At 35.6% G+C, this 24,382-nt stretch carries 22 protein-coding genes and 2 riboswitches; of the genes, 1 reads left to right on the top strand and 21 read right to left on the bottom strand.

Annotated features, from left to right (window positions below; all coding sequences use genetic code 11):
* Positions 1-421 precede the first annotated feature (421 nt).
* From cysC to JVV30_RS03110, 18 genes are all read right to left on the bottom strand, one after another.
* A complete protein-coding gene (cysC, locus tag JVV30_RS03195) occupies positions 422-1,021 on the bottom strand; it encodes an adenylyl-sulfate kinase (protein ID WP_070855229.1) in 600 nt (199 codons plus the stop codon).
* A 15-nt stretch (positions 1,022-1,036) separates the two neighbouring features.
* Positions 1,037-2,215, bottom strand: coding sequence for a sulfate adenylyltransferase (sat, locus tag JVV30_RS03190; RefSeq protein WP_070855228.1), 1,179 nt, complete (start codon positions 2,213-2,215; stop codon positions 1,037-1,039).
* 45 nt (positions 2,216-2,260) lie between these two features.
* Complete coding sequence (locus tag JVV30_RS03185) at positions 2,261-3,136, bottom strand: sulfite exporter TauE/SafE family protein (protein WP_053028926.1); 876 nt, start codon at positions 3,134-3,136, stop codon at positions 2,261-2,263.
* A 20-nt stretch (positions 3,137-3,156) separates the two neighbouring features.
* Entirely contained in the window at positions 3,157-3,768 is a 612-nt protein-coding gene (locus JVV30_RS03180) for an NAD(P)-binding protein (RefSeq protein WP_070855227.1), read from the bottom strand.
* A gap of 50 nt (positions 3,769-3,818) precedes the next feature.
* Positions 3,819-4,583, bottom strand: a complete 765-nt coding sequence (gene cobA / locus JVV30_RS03175) for a uroporphyrinogen-III C-methyltransferase (protein WP_070855226.1) — start codon at positions 4,581-4,583, stop codon at positions 3,819-3,821.
* A gap of 35 nt (positions 4,584-4,618) precedes the next feature.
* Positions 4,619-6,340: an assimilatory sulfite reductase (NADPH) hemoprotein subunit gene (gene cysI / locus JVV30_RS03170; protein WP_204193360.1), complete on the bottom strand. Its 1,722-nt coding sequence runs from the start codon at positions 6,338-6,340 to the stop codon at positions 4,619-4,621.
* 18 nt (positions 6,341-6,358) lie between these two features.
* On the bottom strand, positions 6,359-8,227 hold the full coding sequence (locus tag JVV30_RS03165; protein WP_204193359.1) for an assimilatory sulfite reductase (NADPH) flavoprotein subunit: 1,869 nt from the start codon (positions 8,225-8,227) through the stop codon (positions 6,359-6,361).
* 175 nt (positions 8,228-8,402) lie between these two features.
* Positions 8,403-9,134 (bottom strand): phosphoadenylyl-sulfate reductase, encoded by a 732-nt coding sequence (locus JVV30_RS03160; RefSeq protein ID WP_070855223.1) that lies wholly within the window; start codon positions 9,132-9,134, stop codon positions 8,403-8,405.
* Positions 9,135-9,487: 353 nt separating this feature from the next.
* Complete coding sequence (locus tag JVV30_RS03155) at positions 9,488-10,291, bottom strand: zinc-ribbon domain-containing protein (protein ID WP_070855222.1); 804 nt, start codon at positions 10,289-10,291, stop codon at positions 9,488-9,490.
* Between the two features lie 183 nt (positions 10,292-10,474).
* Positions 10,475-11,596, bottom strand: coding sequence for a 5,10-methylene-tetrahydrofolate dehydrogenase (locus JVV30_RS03150; protein WP_070855221.1), 1,122 nt, complete (start codon positions 11,594-11,596; stop codon positions 10,475-10,477).
* Positions 11,593-12,792 carry a 5,10-methylene-tetrahydrofolate dehydrogenase gene (locus JVV30_RS03145; RefSeq protein ID WP_204193358.1) on the bottom strand — a complete coding sequence of 400 codons (1,200 nt, stop codon included), beginning with the start codon at positions 12,790-12,792 and terminating at the stop codon, positions 11,593-11,595. The genes JVV30_RS03150 and JVV30_RS03145 overlap by 4 nt, the downstream gene beginning before the upstream one ends.
* A gap of 232 nt (positions 12,793-13,024) precedes the next feature.
* Positions 13,025-13,125, top strand: a riboswitch (TPP riboswitch).
* Between the two features lie 354 nt (positions 13,126-13,479).
* On the bottom strand, positions 13,480-14,403 hold the full coding sequence (locus JVV30_RS03140; protein WP_204193357.1) for a DUF4064 domain-containing protein: 924 nt from the start codon (positions 14,401-14,403) through the stop codon (positions 13,480-13,482).
* 90 nt (positions 14,404-14,493) lie between these two features.
* On the bottom strand, positions 14,494-16,485 hold the full coding sequence (locus tag JVV30_RS03135; RefSeq protein ID WP_204193354.1) for an FtsX-like permease family protein: 1,992 nt from the start codon (positions 16,483-16,485) through the stop codon (positions 14,494-14,496).
* A gap of 1 nt (position 16,486) precedes the next feature.
* Positions 16,487-17,236 carry an ABC transporter ATP-binding protein gene (locus tag JVV30_RS03130; protein WP_053028952.1) on the bottom strand — a complete coding sequence of 250 codons (750 nt, stop codon included), beginning with the start codon at positions 17,234-17,236 and terminating at the stop codon, positions 16,487-16,489.
* A 184-nt stretch (positions 17,237-17,420) separates the two neighbouring features.
* Positions 17,421-18,317 (bottom strand): sensor histidine kinase, encoded by an 897-nt coding sequence (locus JVV30_RS03125; protein ID WP_070855217.1) that lies wholly within the window; start codon positions 18,315-18,317, stop codon positions 17,421-17,423.
* A 2-nt stretch (positions 18,318-18,319) separates the two neighbouring features.
* Entirely contained in the window at positions 18,320-18,988 is a 669-nt protein-coding gene (locus JVV30_RS03120; RefSeq protein WP_070855216.1) for a response regulator transcription factor, read from the bottom strand.
* A gap of 28 nt (positions 18,989-19,016) precedes the next feature.
* Positions 19,017-19,181 carry a hypothetical protein gene (locus tag JVV30_RS03115; protein ID WP_176747959.1) on the bottom strand — a complete coding sequence of 55 codons (165 nt, stop codon included), beginning with the start codon at positions 19,179-19,181 and terminating at the stop codon, positions 19,017-19,019.
* A 176-nt stretch (positions 19,182-19,357) separates the two neighbouring features.
* Positions 19,358-19,528: a hypothetical protein gene (locus JVV30_RS03110; RefSeq protein ID WP_174841336.1), complete on the bottom strand. Its 171-nt coding sequence runs from the start codon at positions 19,526-19,528 to the stop codon at positions 19,358-19,360.
* A gap of 73 nt (positions 19,529-19,601) precedes the next feature.
* Positions 19,602-19,702: riboswitch (SAM riboswitch) on the bottom strand.
* 225 nt (positions 19,703-19,927) lie between these two features.
* Between JVV30_RS03110 and JVV30_RS03105 the strand changes: the two genes are divergently transcribed.
* Positions 19,928-21,397, top strand: a complete 1,470-nt coding sequence (locus tag JVV30_RS03105) for an alkaline phosphatase (RefSeq protein WP_070855215.1) — start codon at positions 19,928-19,930, stop codon at positions 21,395-21,397.
* Between the two features lie 139 nt (positions 21,398-21,536).
* Here JVV30_RS03105 and JVV30_RS03100 read toward each other — a convergent pair whose 3' ends face one another.
* From JVV30_RS03100 to JVV30_RS03090, 3 genes are read right to left on the bottom strand one after another with little or no spacing between them, the layout of a single operon-like run.
* A complete protein-coding gene (locus JVV30_RS03100) occupies positions 21,537-22,481 on the bottom strand; it encodes an LCP family glycopolymer transferase (RefSeq protein WP_239469300.1) in 945 nt (314 codons plus the stop codon).
* Positions 22,456-23,685: an O-antigen ligase family protein gene (locus JVV30_RS13475; RefSeq protein ID WP_070855213.1), complete on the bottom strand. Its 1,230-nt coding sequence runs from the start codon at positions 23,683-23,685 to the stop codon at positions 22,456-22,458. The genes JVV30_RS03100 and JVV30_RS13475 overlap by 26 nt, the downstream gene beginning before the upstream one ends.
* Entirely contained in the window at positions 23,675-24,157 is a 483-nt protein-coding gene (locus JVV30_RS03090; RefSeq protein WP_204193350.1) for an MATE family efflux transporter, read from the bottom strand. The genes JVV30_RS13475 and JVV30_RS03090 overlap by 11 nt, the downstream gene beginning before the upstream one ends.
* Positions 24,158-24,382: the final 225 nt, after the last annotated feature.

Below are 24,382 nucleotides of genomic sequence, written 5' to 3'. Positions count from 1 at the left end.
CTCTAACAGACACATAAGGGTTTGTGTGGAATGTTAAGGCTTTGTAAATGAATCATAATAATTTTACTTCGCATGTAATAAACATAGACTTATATTACAACTTGTAAAATACGCCTGTGCCAAGACTTATAGCACGTTAATCAACAGTGTATTCACATGCTTTGTAATTTATCTGATTATTTTAGACATGTTTTATTTCATGAAAAGTGGGAAGTATAAAGCGTTTTCTCATAATAGAGGGAAGTCATTTTAGAGTGGATGATATGTAATCATAAGCATTAGAACAGCCTATAACCGACAAGTAGGCATTGTAAAAGAGGGTCATACCACGATATAGTTTTGAAATTTGTAATGCTCTCAACATTGACAATTAAAAAGCGTATTGCCAATTTCAAAATAACTGACAATACGCTTGCTTTCATTAAATATATTGCTTTTCTTTCAAGTATTCAATAATTGTATTAACTGATGCTTCTACACTTTGATGTTCAGTATCAATTGTAATTTCTGGTTGATGTGGTGCTTCATATGGTGCACTAATACCTGTAAATTCTTTGATTTCGCCAGCGCGTGCCTTTTTATAAAGGCCTTTAGGATCACGTTGTTCACATGCTTCAACGCTGCATGCTGTATATACTTCAATGAATTCGCCATCCTCTAAAATGGCACGAACGTCATCACGGTCGGCTCTGTACGGCGAGATAAAAGCTGTAATAGCAATTGTACCTGCATCTACAAGCAATTTACTCACTTCACCGATACGTCGAATATTTTCCTTACGATCTTCTGGACTGAAGCCTAAGTTGTTATTTAAACCGTGACGGACGTTATCTCCGTCTAAGCGATAGGAATGCTTCCCTAATTGGAACAATGCTTTTTCAAGTGCAACGGATACAGTTGATTTCCCAGAGCCTGATAATCCTGTAAACCATATCACTACACTTTTATGACCATTTTGTTGTTGTCTATCTGACTTGGTAACTTCAGAATCGTGCCATGTAATATTCGTTGATTGACTCATGTTAACCCCTCCGAATTAATTTTGTTTTAAACCTTTAATTAAGACTTCCGCTACTTCAGGTCTAGAGAATTTAGTAGGTAATGATTCACCGTTTCTTAATTTTTCTCTTACTTTCGTACCACTTAAGTGCACATGTTCTGATGCATCGTGTGGGCAAGTTTTGGCTGTAGCCATGTTACCGCATTTTTCACAATAAAAGGCATGCTCAAATTTCAATATTTGAATATCTAATTCATCTTCAAACTGAGAAATTAATTCTTGTGCTTCATATGTGCCGTAATAATCGCCTACACCTGCATGGTCACGACCCACAATGAAGTGTGTGCAACCATAGTTCTTACGTACGGTCGCATGTAGAATCGCTTCTCGTGGTCCAGCGTAACGCATTGCTGCTGGATAAATGACTAAACGCGCTCTATCTTGAGGGAAATAGTTCTTTAAAATAGCTTGATAACTTTCCATACGAACATCTGCTGGAATATCGTCTGCTTTCGTTTCTCCTACTAACGGGTTAAGTAACAGACCATCTACAATTTCTAATGCAGATTTTTGGATATATTCATGTGCACGATGAACAGGATTTCTTGTTTGGAAACCTACGACAGTCTTCCATCCTAAATCATGGAATAATTGACGTGTTTCTGCTGGATCTAAATGGAAATTAGAGAATTCATCATGTTTAGGTCGATTGATTAATTGAATTGGACCTGCTAGATACACATTACCTTTGTCATACACTTTTTTAACACCTGGATGGGCGTCATCTGTTGTACCGTAGACATTTTGCGCTTCTTTAGTCTTATCATACGTATATTTTTCTTCTAATTTCAATGTGCCATATAATTCGCCATCTTCGCCATATAAAGCGATGTCATCGCCAATAGCTAATTTATCCGCTTCTTCTTCAGTAACTGGTAATGTAATCGGAATACTCCACACTAATCCATTTTCAAGATGTGTTGTTTCAACTACTTTAGTATAATCCGCTTCGCCCATAAACCCTGTTAATGGACTAAAACCACCAATGCCGATTAATTCTAAGTCAGAAATTGACCAAGGATTCAACGTAATCACTTTATAAGATTGTGCTGCTTCAAGAAGATGTGCTCTTTCTTCGCCTTCTACTACACGGTTAATTAACTCGCCACCATGTGGTTTAATCGTATAATTAATAATCTGTTCATGTGTTGCCATTATTGATAACCCCTTTTCCAATTAATTAGATTAGTTTACTCGGTTTTATTTATAAGAAAAAGACAATTTTTTGTTGCGAATGACAGTGATAATAACAAGTATCACAATCGCACAAACAATTGCGAATCTTACAACATTTGTAATTGTGTCATCATGTACAAAATACGTCATTAATGCGTTGCTATTGGTAAAGATGATTAATCCACCCACACAAATGGCTAAAATATTAATAGGTAATATCTTAGTTAAGTAAGCTGAAATAGGTGCCGCCACCATGCCACCAACACTTAATGCAATCACAAACCACCAATTAATTTGTGTAATACCTAAGAAGATGATGAAACTTAATGACGTTGATAATGTTACAAAAAACTCACTCGCGGATACTGTACCAATCGCATACCGTGGTTGTATCTTGTGACTCGCTAATAACAAAGGTGTATTAACGGGTCCCCAACCGCCGCCACCAATTGCATCTAAGAATCCAGCGATGGCACCTTGAGGTACTAGCTTAAAGCTACTTAACTTACCAACATGCGTATGGATTTCTTTATTTCTTTTAAATAAAAATTGATACAAAATATATAACCCCATTGAAAGTAAGAACAATGCGATATATGGTTTAATATAATTTCCATGTATTTGTGTCAGCAGACCTGCACCAATAAAGCCACTGATGGCACCTGGAATCGCTAACTTTAACATCGTTGGCTTATGCACATTCTCGAATTTCCAATGTGATGTTCCGGATGCAGCAGTCGTCGCTATTTCTGAAAAGTGCACCGTCGCCGATACAATTGCTGGTGCAATACCATAAGTTAATAATATGGAAGATGATGAGGCACCGAATCCCATTCCTAGTGATCCATCAACAAGTTGGGCTAAAAAACCAGCTAATGCAAATATAAATAATTTCCTCATATATCACATGCCCCCTGACATTAAACTTGTGATTGAAGCCATCGCATGAATTCAATTTGTTTCTCCTCATCCAAATAGTCCTCAGACAATACATGTTGTAATAATGCTTGCTTTCTAGATGGCTCTATCGTTGACGCTTTAATACGTTGTCTACTTTCATATAAAAAATCGATATAGTTTTCATATCGTTCATCATAAGTATCTTGCAATGTCGATATAATTTGTCGTCCTAATTTAGGACTTGCACCATCAGTCGATACACTAATGGTTAATTTGCCACGTTTCAGCACACTAGGAAACGTCACATCGCCAGCAGAAGCATCAGCCGCATGATTTAATAGCATACCTTCTGGCAAACTATCTTTAACGTATTGATTTACTTCTGGTTGATCAGTCGCAATAATGACTAGATATGCGTGACTTATATCTTGTGGTTCAAAACCTTTTTCAGACCACGTGACACGTTGTTGCTGCAGTAATGTATGTAATTCTGTGGTGATTGAAGGACTAACAATATGAACATGGGCACCGTATTCTACTAAAGATGTTGCTCGTCTCGTTGCTACTTTCCCACCACCAACAATGACAATCTTTTTATCTTGTAAATCAATCATAAGTGGCATACTGCTCATATTGCTTCCTCCTTGAACATTAATTATGTTTCATATTTTATTTATTAAAATTAAGGTAACGTCATTTCTAAATCTGAAGTTTGTTCTTTAAACCAGCTGATTTTGTGTCGCATTTGGACAACATCACCAATAATAATCATAGCTGGATTTTGAATTTCTGAAGCGCGTTCTACGATGTTCCCTAATGTACCATCGATGGTCTTTTGAGACGATGTCGTACCTAAATGTACGAGCGCCACAGGAGTGTCTATGGATTTACCATGATTTATAAGTAAATGACAAATTTCAGGTAAGCGTTTGACGCCCATATACACACACAGTGTTTCTGGGCCATGTGCTAAATGTGCCCAATAATCATCTTTAGACATACCTGGTTTATTCACCGCCGTTACAAATGCAACTGACGAACTATAATCTCTATGCGTGACAGGAATACCTGCATAAGCCGGTGCAGCAATACCGGATGTAATACCTGGCACGATTTCAAATGGAATTTGATGATGTGCCAAGATCTCCGCTTCTTCACCACCACGCCCAAAGACGAATGGGTCACCACCTTTTAAACGAGTGATAACATGACCTTTTTTCGCTAAATTGACCAACATACGATTGGTTTCTTCCTGTGGCAAGGAATGTTTATTTGGATCTTTACCACAATAGAAGAACTTCGTCCCAGGTTTAGCTAATTCTAAAATATCTTTATTAACTAAGCGATCATATAAAATGACATCTGACGTTTGAATGGCTTTCATACCTTTAATCGTTAGTAACTCAGGATCGCCAGGTCCTGCACCTACTAGATAAACTTTCCCCATGTTGTCACCCCGTTTAAAACAACTTATCTCAAACTTTAACTATGGAAATCTTGTCCGCCATGAACTTTGGCTACAACACCTGAGCGAATAACAAAGTCACCGAAGTGTTCACCTTCAAGACGTTCTTTACCATAGTCCATTAGAATTGGACGTAAACTTTCAAGAATTTCTTGTTCTCCAATATTCTCTTTATACAATTTATTTAAGCGTTCACCTTTGAAGCCACCGCCTAAATACATATTATATTTACCTGGTGCTTTACCAATAAATGCAATTTCTGCAAGTGCTGGTCTTGCACAACCATTTGGACAACCTGTCATACGGATTGTGATTTCTTCATCATTCACACCCGCTTCATCTAATAAATCTTCAATCTTAGAAATTAATGATGGTAAATAACGTTCTGACTCAGCCATAGCTAAACCGCATGTTGGGAATGCAACGCATGCCATAGAGTTTCGTCTTAGTCCTGTATAATTTTTACCATCTGTAAGACCATATTGATCGATGAGATTTTGAATTTCTTCTTTTTTCTCAGGAGTTACATTCGCAATAATTAAATTTTGATTTGGAGATAATCTGAAGTCGCCCGTATGTGTTTCTGCAATTTTTCGTAATGCCGTTTTTAATTGATAATCTTCTGTATCTTTCACACGTCCATTTTGAATGAATAACGTATAATTCCAAACACCTTCGTCACCTTCTATCCAACCTAGACGGTCACCATTGTGCTCGAATTCAAAGTCGCGCGCATCTTCAATGTCCCAACCCAAACGCGTATTCAATTCTTCGACAACCTTATCTACGCCTAAGCGGTCAACTGTATATTTAAAACGTGCGTTCTTACGGTTCTCACGATTACCATAATCACGTTGAATGGTTAAGATCTTCTCACAAACATCAACGACTTTATCTTTAGGAACAAAGCCAGCTAAACGACCAACTTGTGGGTACGTATCGGTATTTCCGTGTGTCATACCCATACCGCCACCAATTGTGACATTGAATCCGATAAGTGTTCCATCTTCAACAATACCGATAAGCCCGATATCTTGAGAATACACGTCAATATCATTAGATGGCGGTAGTGCGATACCAATTTTAAATTTACGTGGTAAATATTTCTTACCATACATTGGTTCGATTTCTTCTGAAGAATCTAATACTTTTTCGCCGTCTAACCAAATTTCATGATAGGTATTCGTCTTAGGTAATAGATGGTCACTGATTTGAGTTGCATAATCGTTAATTTCTTTATGAATATGTGATTGATATGGATTAGGATTACACATTGTATTACGATTCACGTCCCCGCATGCCGCAATCGTATCAAGTACTGATTCGTTAATTTTCTTCATAGATGTTTTTAAATTTCTTTTTAAAATGCCGTGAAATTGGAACGTCTGACGTGTCGTTAATTTCAATGTATGATTTGCGTAGTTGTTTGAAATGTCATCCATGGCAATCCATTGTTCAGGTGTCGCAGTCCCACCAGGTAGACGTACACGAATCATAAAGCTATAGGCTGGTTCTAACTTCTGTTTACGACGTTCATCGCGTAAATCTCTATCATCTTGTTGATAACTACCATGGAATTTCAATAGTTTAGTGTCATCATCTGAAATGGCACCAGTAAGTGGGTCTGCTAAGCCTTGCTCAATTGTCCCACGCAAATAATTACTTTCGTCTTTTAAATATTCTAAAGCATCTAGCTTCTTATCCAGTTCATCTGACATCTGCTTATTTGTCTTAGCCATTAAGTACCACCCTTTCTATTAGTACACATCGCGTTGATAACGTTTGTCCTTCTTCATTTGTTTAAGATATGCTTCAGCATCCGCTTCAGATAAGTGTTGTTCTTTCACTAGAACGCTGCGGATAGCTTCATGTACATCTTTCGCCATGTGTTTTTCATCACCACAAATGTAAATTGAAGCACCATTTTGAAGCCATTCATTAAATTCTTTACTATGTTCAGCAATACGATGTTGGACGTATACTTTTTCATCTGTATCACGTGAGAAGGCCACATCCATCTTACCTAGCACGCCGTCTTTCAACCATTCTTGCCATTCTGTTTGGTATAAGAAATCCGTAGTGAAATGCTGGTCTCCGAAGAATAACCACGTATTACCTTTAAAGCCATGTTCTTCACGTTCTTGCATGTAAGCTCTAAATGGTGCAACACCTGTACCAGGACCAATCATGATTACTGGTGTATCGCCCTCTTTAGGGAACTTAAAGTTTGGATTACGTTTTAAGTAAATCGGTACTGTGTCACCTGGTTGAATACGTTCAGCAAATTGAACGGAACATACACCTGAGCGGTCACGACCATGCGCGTTATATCTGACAGCACCAACTGTAATATGCACTTCATCTGGTAGCGCTTCGTAGCTACTTGAAATTGAATATTCTCTAGGTGGTAATTTTCTTAATAATTGATATAAATTTTCAGGTTGCAATTCTGTTGTCGCAAAGTCATTTAATAAATCAATTAAGTCACGACCTGCAATATAATTTTGAACCCATTCATTATCATTGACTTTTTCTTTAAGTTCATCATTTTCGAAGAATGCTGCCGCATTGATTAGAAGCGGTTTCGTTAACTTCGTAATTTCAAAATGAGACGTTAGCGCTTCTTCCAAGCTTAGTGTGTCACCTTCATCCGAAATTTGAACTTGATCATTCGGGTCCCAACCTAATGTGCTTATTAGTAAATCAACTAATGCCGGATCGTTTTGAGGTAGCACGACTAAACAGTCACCAACTTCATAATCTTCACCGAAGTTATCTAATAGAAACTCAATATGACGCGTTTCTTTATTAGATCCTTGGCCGTTAAGATTAATGTTTTCTAAGACCTCTGCTTGATACGGATTAGCTTTAGAGAATTTCTTCTCTTTCGCTGATTTAATAGACTCACTCACAATTTGCTCATTTTGAGTGCCTTCCGGTGCGGTATCAATTGCATTGATAACGTTAGCCATCCACTTTTCAGCGTCTTCTTCATAATCTACGTCACAATCAACACGATCATAAATACGTTCTGCCCCTAATTCATCTAACTTTCTATCAAAGTCGCGACCTGTTTGACAGAAGTATTCATACGTTTGGTCACCTAAAGCAAGCACTGAGAAGCGTACGCCTTCAAGCTTAGGTGCCTTACGACCATGAATAAACTCATGTAATTCTGCTGCGTTGTCAGGCGGATCTCCTTCACCTTGCGTAGACGTAATTATGAATAAATCTTCAACATTTTTAAGATGCTTAGGTTTGAAATCATCCATCGCTTTCAATGTCACGTTATGACCGATATTTGATAGTCGCTCTTCAAATATTTCAGCTAAACCTTGTGCATTACCTGTTTCTGAACCATATAAGAGTGTGATTGCTCTTTTTTCTGGTGTAAGCACAGGTTCATTTTGTTTGAGCATTGTCTCTGTACCTTCCGTTAACCCGTCTTGATTAACTGACTGTGAAGCAGTTTGTGATGGTATCGCTCCATTTGATGTTAATTGTTGGTTAGCTACTAAATATCCACTTAACCATACTTTTTGTTCAGGCGTAAGTGTTTGTAATAGTTCATTAATTTGTGCCGCTTGCCCTTCTGTAAAAGGACTATTTGTAACACTTAAATTCAATTGCATCCACCTCTTATTCCGTAAAATAACAATGATTTGATAATAGCTTTATACTACTTTTATTATGTAAGAAATATGCCCATCTGTACACTATTACCAGGCATAATTTGTCACCCTAAATATAAAACATATCAGAATACTATGTTTTATATTCAAAAAATTTTACCCATACGTATTATGGTTTATCAGCAACATGCAAGCCACATTCTGTTTTATCAAAATTAGACCATCGTCCGGCCCTAGAATCATCCGAATTAAATACAGGCGACGTACATGGAATACAACCAATACTAGGATAATGTTGATCATGTAATGCATTGTAAGGTAACTCATGCTTCTTGATATAATCCCAAACTTCATCTTCTGTCCAATAAATTAATGGACACACTTTAACTGATTTGAAACGCTCATCTTTATTAATGAAATTGGTATGTGCACGTGTTGGCGATTGATCGCGTCTCAAACCTGAAACCCAAGCCACAGCTCCACCTAACACCTCTTCTAAAGGTTTAATCTTTCTAATGTAACAACATTGATTAGGATTATTCTTCCACAATGCAGGATTATACTTATCAGCTTGCTCCTCAAGGGTTAAATCGGGCTTCTTCATTTCAATTCGAAGCTTTGGAAAACGTGCTTTCACATTATCGATTAAGTCATACGTTTCTTGAAAATGTAAATCCGTATCTAGAAAAACAATTTGTGCATCAGGCTTAATCTGATAAATTAAATCAATTAACACCATACTTTCCGCTCCAAAACTACATGAATAAACAATGGAATCACCATATGTGCGATACGCCCATTCTAATATTTGATACGCGCCTTTCGTAGCGTCATCAGTAGACATCGTATCAATGAAAGGGTCACCTTCAAAATGTTCATATGTAATTGCCGGTACTGACATAAACTTATGGTCCCCCCTAAAATTTCACAAATTTATTAATCTAATACCTATCAGAATTGTCAGAATAATATGTTACTACTTTATCGAGTTTCGGCTATAAAGTCAAGGTGCTGGAGAGAAATATAAAAAGAAGTAGGGAGTGGAACAGAATTCTCTTTAAATTCGTCGCCCACGCCCAACTCTTTGCTTGTATAATTTTTTGATGAAGTTCTATTTGGTGGGGCTCCGCCCGCCACCTTAAGGATGACTAGTTTTGAAAAAAGATTGATTTAAGCGTATTTTCAAATCAGTCAGCTACTGCAAATTTGCAAAATAGCGTTATTATATTATCTAACTCTTGTTGTAATTTTTCTCTAGTCATGATTTTCAGGTATACATTGTATAAGTGCAATTTTACCGTTATCTGTGTCTACTAAAATTTCAAAGCCATTATTTTTCACAGTATTATAAATATAAACTCCCGCATCACTGTTTTCTTCATAATCGCTGTATTTACTAATAAATGTACGTTCGTCAACATTTGAAGGTGAAACGCCAATTTCTCTTACTACTTCAGTATTACCTTTCAATTTATAGGCCACTGCTAAGTTCCCATAAATGGTATAAAGATAATCCATTCCTATTTTATGAAAGACACGATTTGAAATTCCATATCGTTTCTCTACTTCTGCTCTAGTCATGCCTAGTTTAATGCCCATATAAGCATCCCTTGTATCCTTTTGCATAAATGATCTATGGAAATCTTCACTCATGACATCAATTTTAGGGCCTTGTAATTGCGTCGTATCTGTCACTTTGTGCTTTTCATCTTCTTTTTGTTTGGCTTTTTGCTTTTCAGCTTTAACAGGATCGTTAGACACTTTATCTTCATCCGTTGTCGCTTTCTCTTTCTTCACATGCGTCGTCGTAGTCGCAGTCTGTTTTGGATGTTCTGTTTCCTTTAAAAAGAAATGATAATACGCAAAACAACAACTGACGATAATGCCAATAACGACCAACCCAATTAATACAAATGGCCAAATCCTTGTTTTATGAGTAGACGGTTCATATTGCACGCTTTCTGAAATATCTTCAAATAGATGTAAATCATAGCCACATCTATTACAAAAATGTTGCTCGTTTATCAGCTTGTTACCACACTTAGGACAAAATCTCATGATATTACCTTCTTTCACTTCATGCTGTTAAATCTAGATGTTGGGTGTGAGATTAGGTCTTTTATCTATGTCGACATCCACGTTATAGTTCATTTTAAAGTAAGCAACCGTGATTTTCTATCATTTTTTAATCGTGTCTAAAAAAATAAAGCCGATAAACGCATTGCGCTTCTCGACTTCAATTTAATCATTCTCGTTCTGATTTCTGTCATCATATCGCATTTGTTGTCGGTAACCATACGTACTTTCTTTAATTAATTGGTCATTCAATAGTCCAGCACCAATAGCACCTGCAACAGTCGAAATAGATGCTGCGAACCATGGAATGCTAAGATATAAATCGATGCCAGCCGGCCCTTTCAAACCAACCTGTTGTCCTAGAAAATCAGCTGGTAATAATACCAATTCAGCAATTAAAAATAACATGTAGAGAATAAAATAATAAATAATAATCGCTACAAATAGTGTCATCACAGTAGTTAAATTATATAACCATGTAATGCGTTTATTACGACTTTGTTTTACTGACTCCCACAAATCATGGGACATCATAATCCAAAGCAACATACCTAACACTGCAATCACTGAGATACCAAAGAGGCGCCACATTGAGAATTCCATGCTCATCTGCCACATAGTGGTAAATATTAAGCCGAATGCGCCTGTAGTGAAAGCAATTGCCACAATATTACTTAAGCTGGCCATCATGTTAAGCGGGTTATTCGCAAAGGTCATACCACTAACGAGACGAATCATTCCCATTGACCGTGTGTTAGATAAATAGCGTAAATGATCATTGCCTGTTTCATCTAGACGCACTTCAGTTTTTTCAATTTTAGAAAATGGGAATTGTTTGTTAACTGCGTATGCGACCTCATTATGGCTATCATAGTCACTGTTTTCCGCTTCAGAATGATGCACTTCATTAATAATTGCTATAATCGCATTCTTGAAACGTTGCTTAACCGGGCGCCAACCAAATGCAGGATACGAGAATACAGCCGCGCCGTTCTTCTTGTTGATATCCAATGCTAACACACGTTCATTATGAAACATAGGTAAATCTGTGATAGCTACAACATAATCCCATTGGCGCTGATCATGATAGTCTTGTATTTTTTTGAAAATTTTCCCTACCGATTCAGCATAACCAGTCAGAGGATCAACCACAAGGTCCACTTTCCACTCGTGTTGGTTGTTATTCTGGTGAGACAGGATATTCGGAATATCGTCCATTAAACTTTCAGCAAGTTTCTCTGTCACACCCGGTGCTACAACTAAACCGATTGTTTTCGCTTCATTCATGCGTCATCCTCCTCTCTATGGTCTTGTTTCTTACCTTCATAGGATTCATCATCATTGCTTTCATTGTTTGATGAAGACTGTTCAACTTCACGATGTGATACGTCTTGTGATTGTTGTGCTTCTTTCTCTTTTTCTTCTTGTTGCGCTTCTTTATAACGATGATACTGACGATACGAATACGTAATGCGACGAATCTTCTCTTCATTCTCTACAGTGGAACCCATTGCCCCGGCTAATAACCCAAGTGAGGATACAAACCATAATAATTTTAAATAATTCACAAATGTAAAGTCAGGGTTCGCACTTGTCCAATTATTAAATAAACTCACAGGTACGAATAATGAGACACTGATGGAAAGTAATACATATAAAACAATATAATTCATCAATGTAATCATGACTAAAGTGAGTAATGTCGTTGCATTATAGGTATAACGATACACACGTTGTGATTTCGCCGTCTTTTCTTCAAATAGTTGATGCGCATATAATAGCCATCCAGCCATCCCTAATATAGAAATAATCATGAGAACAATAAATCTGATGGTTGAATATTGAACACTTAATTCCCATGGCATCGAGAAGATGGATACATAAGTCCCAGTGGCAAACGCAACCGAAATAATCTTCTTGAAATTAAACAAGTTCTTCCATGGCTCATTTGCGCGTGTCAAACCTAAAATAAGTTGAATCCAGCCTAATATTAAGAACCGATTAATATACCGTCTCTTTGGACTATCATCTTCTCTAGGGTCAACTGCTTTAGGCTGAATAAGCGGATGCACTTTCGGACGTTCTTTCGTATTATTGTGATATAACTGTTCGACGAGCGTTGTCATACTTTTCACTAACTTACGTTCTAGATCGATCCAACCTAGCGCAGGTAATGAGAGCATTGACACACGTTTCTCACTATTAAAGTCACTAATCACGACTTTATTACCGGAGATACTTGGTAAATCCGTAATACAGATGACGACATCCCATTGATGTTTTTCCTTCAACTCAGCAGCTTTATCAATACTTTCATGCACATCTTCAGCAGAACCTATTAACAAATCTACTTTACGCTCGAAGTGCCAGTCATCCACTTCATCAATACGTTCATGCAACTGCTGTTTGATTTTAGGTATCGCATGTTCCACTAGCTTATGTGCTACACCTGGCGATGGCACTAACCCAATCGTATAGGTCATGTTGAACCTCCTTCCATTTACGATGTATTCGTTTAACGATGTCTTATTTTGAAAAGTGATTATTTCACGATGATCAAAATGATGCAATGTTCATTTTATGATAATAAGAATACTTTTTCCAATAAAATTAGTTAATATTATTATATTAATTTATCACGCTATAATCACAACGCATCATTGTATAGCCTTGACTTCTAGATTTAAAACTACTAAATTAAATATATAGTATAAATATATGCACTAGGGGTGTTTTAAACTGAGATGGAGTATGACTCCAAACCCTTTGAACCTGAACTAGGTCGTACTAGCGTAGGAAAGTGTGGACGGAATTGTAGATCATATTTAAGGTTTAGATAACTATGCCTTATTTCATATAAGCTTACATCTATCATTTACGTGACTTTCCTATGTGTGAAGGTTGCGTATTTTTTACTTTAAACAGCGTAATAGAGGTGACTGCCAGACAACTTGATTATTGTAGCATGTGTGCCATAGTGATGTAGGTCGTGTCTGAGAGAAACTCAGACTAGTAGCATTATAGAAAATTCATTTTATTTATCCAATTCATTTATCCGTATAATAGAAATTAACGTAACGTCGGTGATGCTAACTTAGGAGCGTCGCCGACTTCTTTATTGCAATTAAAAAGAGCGAGACATTCGTCTCACTCTTTAAACGACTCAACTTTTAATATTTGTAAGGATCGTTATCTTTTTTATCTTTCAATTTGTCCGCTTCTTCACGTACAAAATCTTGATCTTTATGATTGTCTTGTGATTGTTCAAAATCACTTACATCCTTATGCGCTTCATCTTGATATCTATCGCTACGAGAACCATATTGCGTATGGTTGTTATGTTCATCTCGGTCATGGTCCACATTATGTTCAGAATCATGACGCGTATTTACGTAACGATTGTTATCATCACTATGATTTAAATGTTGATGGCTACCATTGCGCACATCCTCATTAGAATGTTGCTGACGATCATGATGCACATCATCATTTGAATAATGTTCTTTAATTGCGCTTTGTTCTTTTGCTTTATCTTCTTCATCTAAAATAAAGGCATTATTTTTAGCGTTAACCGCTTTATCGTCATGACGGTTATCATAGTCATGGTTACGGTTATTGTTGTCGTAGTAACCATTGTCATAAGTGTCTTTCTTCTTACCTTTTCTTACTAATAACATGATACCTGCTACAATCCAAAGGATAGCACTAATCCAGTTAGACATGATGGCAACTAGTGCTGCAATAATTAATAAGATACCTGCGATTTTAGGTTTCTTACTAATAAGAATACCACCGATGATTGCTAATACCAATGTAATCACGGCACCCCAAGTTAAGAAACTGAAGAAGCTACCTAAGGCATCGAAACCTTGGTTCATTTCAGATGCAGAGAGTGTATTACCTTGATTTTGAGACTCTCTAATCATTTGATCTTTGAAACTATCATTACTCATTAATGGTTTAAGAACTAAGAACATGATTGCAATTAATGCTTGTAATGCAACCCCTAACCAAGTAAGAATATGTTCTACTGTGCGTTTAATTTTGTTGTTTTGCGTTTGATGCGATGTATAATCGTTTGTTTGATTAGCCATTTTTACGCCTCCTTTTCTTGTTCTATACCCTTGCGCGGACTAGGTTACACTTATTTTCCAAAAAGTATAACAAATTTCTAACGCAAATATTTAATGGTATCGATTAACAATCATGTAGTAAATGCGTGAGGTAATCCAATACATTAAGGCGTAAATCACAACAATCGATATGATGACACCGACATAGCTGGTCACAAACACACCAATGCGGTTCACATTGAGAATGCCTAAAACATTAAATATAATCTTGGAGGCAAAGATCACATGCATCGTTGCCACAATAATCGGTAATGCAAATATCCAGATAATTTGTTTATTAATGGTAGCTTTAATACGCGCTTTTTCAATTCCCACTTGCTGCATAATTTGATAATTTTTACGATCCTCATAACCTTCTGCAACATTTTTATAATACATCATTAAGAATGTACCTATGAATAGAATGATAGACACTACCGTTCCAATAAAGATAAGCCCACCATTGATTTCATATAATGTGCCTGCCACTTCTCTTTTATCATCAATACTCACTTTATAGCGTTGCATTAGTTTATTTTTCACTTTATCAAAGTCAGATGTGTGCTTTGTCATGATATTAAAATGCATAAATGTGTTTTGAACTTTCTGCGTGCCATGATGGTCGTTCTTATCAGCATTGACATAATAATTGGTTAATTGTTGGAATGTCTTATCATCTGGAGTAATAATAGTTAACGATCCTGGAACTGGATAGGAATAGTTATGACCATCTATTTGTTTAATATTAAATTGGTCTCCCATCATTGTTGCCGTGCTTAATTTTTTAAAAGGTTGATTTAAACTTTCAAATCCTAATTCACCATGTTTCAACTTAACCTTCTTCGTGTTTAGCTCATTATAATCGTGCTGTGTCATAATCACGAGATAGGCACTATTAATCGTCATATTATAATCTTTATTATTACGATGTTTAAATAATCCTGGTTGTTTGTAATCCACCGCAATGAGTGAAACTGCATTCTTTTTAAAGAAATCAACTTTAGCATGTGCTTGAATATCACGTTCTAAATGACGCACCTTCTCCTGGGTCTTCGGATTATTATGAATATTACCATTGATTGAAACTCTATATTGATCTGAGATAATGGCATCCACTTGATTCGATATGCCACGATACGTTGAAATCGTCATGCCAACAGTGACAATTAAAAAGGTACATAACATCGTAATACTCGCGAGCCCAATGGCATTCGAATTCATCCTAGATTGTAAACCTGAAATCGTAAAGAAATATTTCGGATTATAATACAAACTTGGAATACGCTTTAACCAATCTAATAGTAAAACGCCTAACGATAAATATAAGCAATACGTCCCAATCATGACCAACCCAATGGCACCGAACAAATTATATAGCGAGCGCAAGATCATTTGATTAGAAAGGGCAATATGATAACTGCTAAATAACGTAATGATGCCAATAACGAGCAAGATATACAACACAAATTGTGGTAGCTTTCTTTCAGACCTCTGACGTTGAGAAATTAATTTGATAGGACTTTGGAACATGATTTTCACGTTATTAATGAAGAATAGCAATAACATCACTGCTGCTAGTAAGGCTAATGTAATAAGCATTGCGTTCACATTAAACGGATAATCCATGACTGACATACCCGTTTGATGCATCAGTTTGTTCATCAGCATAAAGATTAACACACCAAAGAGATAGCCACCGATAATACTGATGAGTGCAATGAAGATATACTGATATAACATTTCAATCAGCATAATCAATCGGAAATGTTTCTTCTCCATGCCCAGTATCATATTCATCGCAAGTTCTTGCTGACGACGTTTCATTATGAAGCGGTTCGCATATAAGATAAATATGAACCCCAAGACACTCATAAAGAAATTGCCAATGCCAATAAATATCGGCAATAGCTGACTACGTTGTTGCACATATGTATTCATATTAAGTGACAGTAGAATAAATTCAGCTGCGAACATGATACCCAGTGCCAGTATGAAGGGCATAATGACATGTCGTTGCATTTTGAAATTCTGAGCAATCATTTTCCATAACAAGTGTATGGTCATATTAGTCCCCTCTTTCATTTAGAATGGCCAAACTATCAGCGATACGTTTCTGAAATGCTTGTTGCGATTCCTCTCCTCGATAGATTTCATGATACAAACGGCCATCTTTAATAAACAATACGCGTTGCGCATAAGCGGCATCAATGGTTGAATGAGTGACCATGAGTATCGTTTGTGCATGATCATTAATATCACGAAACAACGTCATAATTTGTTTAGATGTCTTTGAATCGAGCGCACCCGTTGGCTCATCTGCAAGTAATAAATCCGGTTCATTGATTAAGGCACGACCAATCGCAATACGTTGTTGTTCACCACCCGAAATTTGATATGGATATTTATTAAGCAATGTCTCAACACCTAGCTTAGCGCTCAACGATTTAATCCGTTCCGCCATCACTTTATGCGAACGATTCGCAAGAACGAGGGGCATTAACATATTATCTTGATTGGTCATCGTTGGCAGCACGTTGAAATCTTGAAAGACGAAACCAAGGTTATCACGACGGAAATGTGCAATTTGTTTATTACGTAACTTGCGAATATCTTGATGATTAATTGTGATCTGACCCTCAGACACTTTATCAAACGTGGCAATTAAGTTTAGTAACGTAGATTTACCTGAACCCGATTCACCCATAATCGCTACAAACTCACCCTTATTAACGGTGAACGAAATACCATTCAGCGCTGTCGTCGCATTCAGTCCTCTACCAAACGTTTTCTTTACATTCTTAACGTCTAATAACATCGTCTTACCCTCACTTTCTTAAAAGTTCTGTTATCTAAAGTAGTCTTATTCAAGATGGCATCCTATGCTTTGTGCTAAGACTACTTCAAGTGCTTTATTGTTATCTCTATCATAAAACAAAAAAAGACCAACAACATTGATAATTTCTTACAAATGTTGTTGGCTAGCTTACAATATTGAAAGTTTAATTATTTTTCGGGAAATAAATACTAAATGCGGTACCTTGATTAAGTTCAGACTGAACATCTACGTGATGATGTAAATGTCGCGCTATATGTTTAACGATAAACAAGCCGATACCAGATGATTTGTCATTCAACCGACCGTTATAACCTGAATAGCCCTTATCAAAGATCTTCGGTAAGTCCGCTCGACTAATGCCGATACCATTATCACGAATGGTTAAGACGCGTTGTTGTTGATCAAACGTAATCCAAATATCCTTCCCTCGAGCATACTTCAACGCATTATTCAATAGTTGTTCAATCATGATTGAACACCATTGTGCATCTGTGAGCACCTCATCTTCGCACCGTTCATAATGAATCTTAGTCTTCTGGTCAATAAATTGAATCGAATATTTCATAATTAATGGCCGCACTAAATCATTAATGGATACCTTTGAAAAGGACATGTCCGTTTCCTGGTTCATTAGTTTCAAATAACTTAAGGCTAAGCTTGTATAATTATCAATTTGAATAATTTCTTGGCGTACACGATTGACGACATTCTCTTCGTTACGTTCTAATAATAATTTAGATGCTGTAATAGGCGTCTTCATCTGATGCACCCAAGTTAAGAAGTAGTTCTCCACACTCTCTTGATACGCAGTTTGATTACTCTTAACATGTTGCAGTTCATATTCAAGTTCATGAATCAAATCTTCCTTCTTAACTTCCGCTTTAAAGCCACTTAACTGTACTAACCAGTAGATAACCATGATAAACAGTATAATTCCTGCACCCAATACATAGGCACTCAGTGGCAAATTAAAGAGAAAGAAGATAAGTAAAAACAATAGCAGAAACATCACGACAATAATGATTTCATTTAAAATCGATTTTAAAAATGCTTTCACCATCATTACGACACCTTATATCCAACATTCTTCTTCGTTTCAATTAAATCTACAATACCGATTGATTGTAATTTCTTACGCAAACGCGTCATATTTACTGCTAACGTATTGTCATCGATAAAATTCTCAGATTCCCAACACTTTTCAATTAGAGCTGTACGACTGACATACTTACCTTCATTACGAAACAGCATATTCAAAATTTGTAATTCGGTAAAAGATAATTGAACGGATTCATCATTGTGGTAAAGCGTTGCTTCGTCTACAACAAGCTTGCAATCTTTGACCGTAACTTCATTATTAGAGACTGCTAAATCATACGTTCTACGTAGTAATGCTTGAATCTTAGTCACAGTCAGCGATAGATTAAATGGTTTCTCAATAAAATCATCGCCGCCCATTTGGATTGCCATAATTTGATCCATATTATCCGTTCTTGAACTAATAAACATGATTGGCACATTAGATGTCTTACGAATTTCTTGACACCAATGATAACCATTATATGTTGGTAAATTGATATCGAGCAACACAAGTTGTGGTTGATGTGTTTGAAACTCATCAAGAATATTATCAAATTGTTTGGCCACAATGACATCGTAATGCCACTGCGCTAACGCTTGCTCTAAACTTTCCGCAATGACAAAGTCATCTTCCACGATTAATACTTTCATATTGCTCACCTTTCATTACACGTTAATTTTATGCTTTATCATTATCATCATAGTCAGGATTTGAAATTTTGTTCTTTTCCTTTTCTAATTCTGCATCTTTATGTTCAGTTCGTTTTTTACGCTTACGTTCTTCCATGATTGATAATGCGATAAATCCAATGATAAGTAGTGGTGATAACATAATTAATATCATCGATTGAACACCTCTATTTCTTATAGTCGATAGCTACATCGTCTTCGTCTTCATTTTACAACTTTACTTATAAAATGAACATCATAAAACAGAAGCGATACCAAAATCATAACGATTTCAACGTACCGCTTCTTATACTATAATGTCTAATCATTTATGCCGATGAAAATCCATTATTACTTTTTATTTAAGATGTACGTTCTAATATCCTCAATAGAAACACTATCGTATATTTGCTTTTTAGTTTCTCCTATCTTAGCCACTTTCATCATACTTCCACCATAACGCTTTGGTGAATACTGCTTCCAATAATCTAATTGTTCAAATAGCTCTTGCAATGTTGCCATATGTTTTACCACCTTTTTATAAATTTGGGTAAATAAAATAGCCCTCCTTAAATAAGAAGCGCTCACCGACATCTTCTTATCTTTCAGGAATCCCTGTTGGATTTAGCACCTCACGTCAAACGCAGTTGCTGGAGCTTCATAGGGCCAATTCCCTCCACTCACTCTTAATAAGACAAACTATTTTATTTATACGTATTATAGCTTATTAAAGAACAATGTAAAAGTATAAAGCTTGCAATATTTGATAAAACTAAATATAAAATAAATTCTATACATTAATAATTGTTTACAATTACTTAACTTAAAAATAACTTTATACTAACTGAAAATCAAATAAAATTTCTTAATATAAAGAGTGTAACAACTACACACTATACATATTAGGGGGCTTTTTTTAAAATGAGTTTCATCAACAAATTTGGTAAGACAACGCTAGCGAGTTCAATCTTAGCTGCATCCGTGTTAGGGACGACACACGTGTCATATGCATCAGGTTCTGGCGAAGGTAATCAAGGCCAACAAGGACAAGATGAAGATTACATGGCAATAGGTAATACGAAGAATCCTAAAAACGTTATCTTCATGGTCGGTGATGGTATGGGTAAATCACACACATCTGCATACCGTCACTTTGCAGATAATCCTGATACTAAAGAAGTTGAAAAAACATCATTCGACAAATACTTAATAGGTGCACACCAAACACATAACGATGATGAAAAAGAAAACATCACAGACTCAGCAGCTGCCGGTACAGCATTAAGCACTGGACATAAATCGTATAACGGTGCAATCGGTGTAGACACAAACAAAAACAAATTAAAAACCGTGTTAGAACAAGCTAAAGAAAACGGCAAAGCAACTGGCTTAGTGTCAACAGCTGAAATTACTGACGCAACACCTGCCGTTTATGCTGCGCACGTTGACGATCGCGGTAAGAAAGATGAAATCGCACAACAATTCTATAATGATAAAATTAATGGTCAACATAAAGTAGACGTCTTATTAGGTGGTGGCGCTAAATACTTCGGTAAAGACAATGGTAACCTAACAGATAAATTCCAAAAAGACGGTTATGATTACGTTACAAACAAAGATGAACTTGCAAATTCACAAAGTGATCAAGTCTTAGGTTTATTCTCTGAAAAAGATATGCCATTACAAATTGACGCATCAGCTGATGAACCAAAATTAGCTGATATGCAAGACGCAGCATTAGACAAATTAGAGAAAAATGAAAATGGATTCTTCTTAATGGTTGAAGGTGCATCAATCGATAAAGCCGCACATCCAAACGATATCACAGGCGTTATGTCTGAAATGTCTAGCTTCGATCAATCATTCCAAAAAGCAATGGAATACGCTGAGAATCATAAAGATACATTAGTCGTTGCAACAGCCGACCATGCTACTGGTGGTTTATCAATGGGCTCAGGCGATGAATATGTATGGAAACCTGAAGCCATTCGTAATATGAAACATTCAGGTTCATACATGACAAAGCAAATTGTAGACGGTAAAGACCCTGAAAAAGTAATCAACGAAGGCTATGGCATCGAATTCCCTTCTAAACAAATGGATAAAGTGAAAGATGCGACTAAAGCACTTAAAGACACACAAGACAAAGCAAAAAGCGATGACGATGAAAACGTAGCAAAAGCAACAACGACATTACAAGATGCGATTCAAAAACCAATCAACGAAGCATCACATACAGGTTGGACAACTTACGGTCATACCGGTGAAGATGTAGACATTTATACACAAGGCCCAGGTTCAGAAAAATTCCGTGGCAATATCGATAATACAGATAACGCTAAAAACATCTTTGATTTCTTTAGCGATGATGTCACTTCAAATCAAAATTAATAAGAAATAAACATGATCACTTAGTTTAAAAGTAGTTATTTGTCTTTTGTATGATATGTATTTGAAAGTATATGAAGTGATCATAGTGATTAAAAAAGCACTTTGTCAATGATTAAAGTCATCGACAAAGTGCTTTCATTTAGTTAAGATTTAAGTTTTCTTTTAATTTCTGTTTTACTTCATTTAAGCTATTTTTATCAGGATAGAAGTAATACAAGTTGTCATCGCCAAGCGCATTTTGACCATTGATTGTTAAACGTTCAACATTGTCTTGTGCTTTGTCATAATCAGATTTGAAGCGATTTAACTGCACGAAACTTAAGTCCGTTTTCAAGTTATCTTGAGCAGCTTTAAAAATACCATTCAATTTTGTTACTGAGTTAACAGAGAATGCTTCTCTTGCAACTGCAGTAATCACTTGTTGTTGACGTAATTGACGACCTTCATCTCCGCCAGCACCATCTTCCTTACGACTACGCATGTATGCTAAAGCTTCTTTACCGTCCATTTTGTATTCTTTCCCTTTAGTGAACTGATAAGTATTACTAGAATCTCTAGTTGTGAAAGAGCCATTACTCGTAAGTGTAACTCCACCAATCTCATCGACTACCGTTTTTACGCCATCCATATTAATAGATATATAATGATCGACAGGCACTCCCATTAAATGTTCAAGCGATTTAACAGCCATATCTGGGCCACCATAAGCGTAAGCATGATTTATTTTTTCAGTAGTTCCATGTCCAACGATTTTAGCACGTGTATCACGGGGCACACTTACCATTACAGTTTTTTTCTCATCAGGATTAATTGACATCAATACGATAGAGTCACTACGCTGCCCAGAATTTTCTTTTGCACGCTGTGAATCACTATCTATACCGTATAAAACAACCGTCATAGGATCTCCTTCTTTAGTAGAAGTTTTTCTTAGTTCAGAATGAGACCTATTTAGAGGCGTATTAACACTATCATTTAATGATTTAAGTTTTATAAATAAATAACCTACAACAACCGCAACCAATATAAGCAAGAAAATTAGTAATCCTACAATAATTTTAAATACTGGCGACTTCTTTTTCATTACTAATTTCCTCACTTTCTTTTTTAACGTCATAATTTTTCAGAGTCATTCCTGCACCAGTTGCTATTACAACCCATTGAAATAATCCGATTGACAATTGATTCTGCACTAAAGTTATTTCGAATAATTGGTGAGCCAAAATTGCTATAAAGCCAGCTGCTGATAATCTAACCAATTTATTTTGACCTCTATAAACATATTTCATGAAAATAGTAAATAATATAAAAATAAAGATTATCAAACCTAAATATCCAGTTTGAAGTGCCATATTTATATATAAATTATGCGAAGATGCATTTCGGCCAATAACATCTGTGGCAACAGTATTAGGACCAAAACCAAACGTTGGTCTTAAATCAATAAGGTTACTTAATCTGCCCCAGATATCAGCACGTCCAGACATTATACTTTTACCTGTATGCTCTAACATCCAAGACTCCAGCTTCCCATATTGACTCCACCTTGGTAATTTGGGGTATAAAAAGACAATTGATCCAAATCCAATAACTATTATCAAAAATGTTATAATACTCCCTATTTTGTACTTTATAATTTTATTCCAAAACATATAAATGATTATACCTACTACAATTGATAATAGAACTGATCTAGTATCACTTGCTATTAAGAGTATGGAGGCAATAAATAGAAATATATACGGAGTAAATCTTTTTCTAGTTGTAAATATTCTCATTAAGATGAAATACATCGCTAAGAACATAAATGGTCCTAATATATTTGAATTAGGATAAATACTTGAGAATTGACGCCCTAATCCTTGAGCTATCCAAACTAAAAAGTGTAGTGAAACAAAAATTATACTTATTCTATAAATACTATGTATTACTTTTTCATTCCAATCACTGCTTGAGAAATACAAATATACACCAATACATGCAACGAACTCAAATGTATTTGTTAATCCTTTGTTACCCAAACCAATTTGAGATGAGATCAGTGAAATAATAATATAAATAATAGTCAATAATAAAATAATAGCATCAGATAATTTTATTTGTCGTCTATAAATTACTCTAAGAAAATAGAACACATTTGTAAAAGCTACAACTATACCTAATGATAAAATTCCAATTTCACTGCCATTTGCGTTTAATGAACCTATAAAAAGCAAAATAATAAGAAGGCTAATTATTACATTATTAATTATTAAATTTCTTGACTTTACTTCTTTATTATTTTTCACTTTTACTCATTCCTTTCTTTAAGGCAGTTATTCTAAATACTATTAAGTTCGTAACAATCAATTTAATTAACATAGCAATAATTGTGGCCCAACAGAAACCTTGCAAGCCATATAAATTACTACCAATAAAAGCTATCACTAAATAAATAACTCCATATCCAATTTGAATAAAGAAAATAATTCTTGAATGAATCATTCTCATTGCAAAAGGATGGAATATACTATTGAATATTTGTAAAATGCATATAATTACGACCAAATTTATTATCGCTGTTACTTTACTTATATAAGTATTATAAAGTACAAATACAACTAATAGCGAAGAATATTTTACAATGAAAAACATAGGGATACTTGCAATAATAACTCCTATATTAATTTGGACAAATCTTTTTAAATTATCATGACTATCTTTAATACTTAAGTATGAAAGTATGACATTATTCATTGGCGTAGTTACAAGACCTATCATTTTACTAGCTGTTGAGGCGATAAAGTATACATTCACTAATACTGGCCCTATTATAGGTAGTAATATAAATCGGTCTAAGTAGTTCAATATATTTATAATCACATTGATTAATGTAAAATTAACGTAGTCTTGAAGTATTCGTTTAACTTTTAATTTATTTATTATCGAACCACCCTTGATATATGATAAGAAATTTGTTTTTTTATATGTTGAGTTGTCAATTTA

It is taken from the genome of Staphylococcus sp. GDY8P47P (assembly GCF_016892225.1).
GTDB lineage: Bacteria > Bacillota > Bacilli > Staphylococcales > Staphylococcaceae > Staphylococcus > Staphylococcus borealis.
The sequence above is the reverse complement of the archived record's forward strand: the minus strand, read 5'-3'. Positions and strand labels throughout refer to the sequence as shown.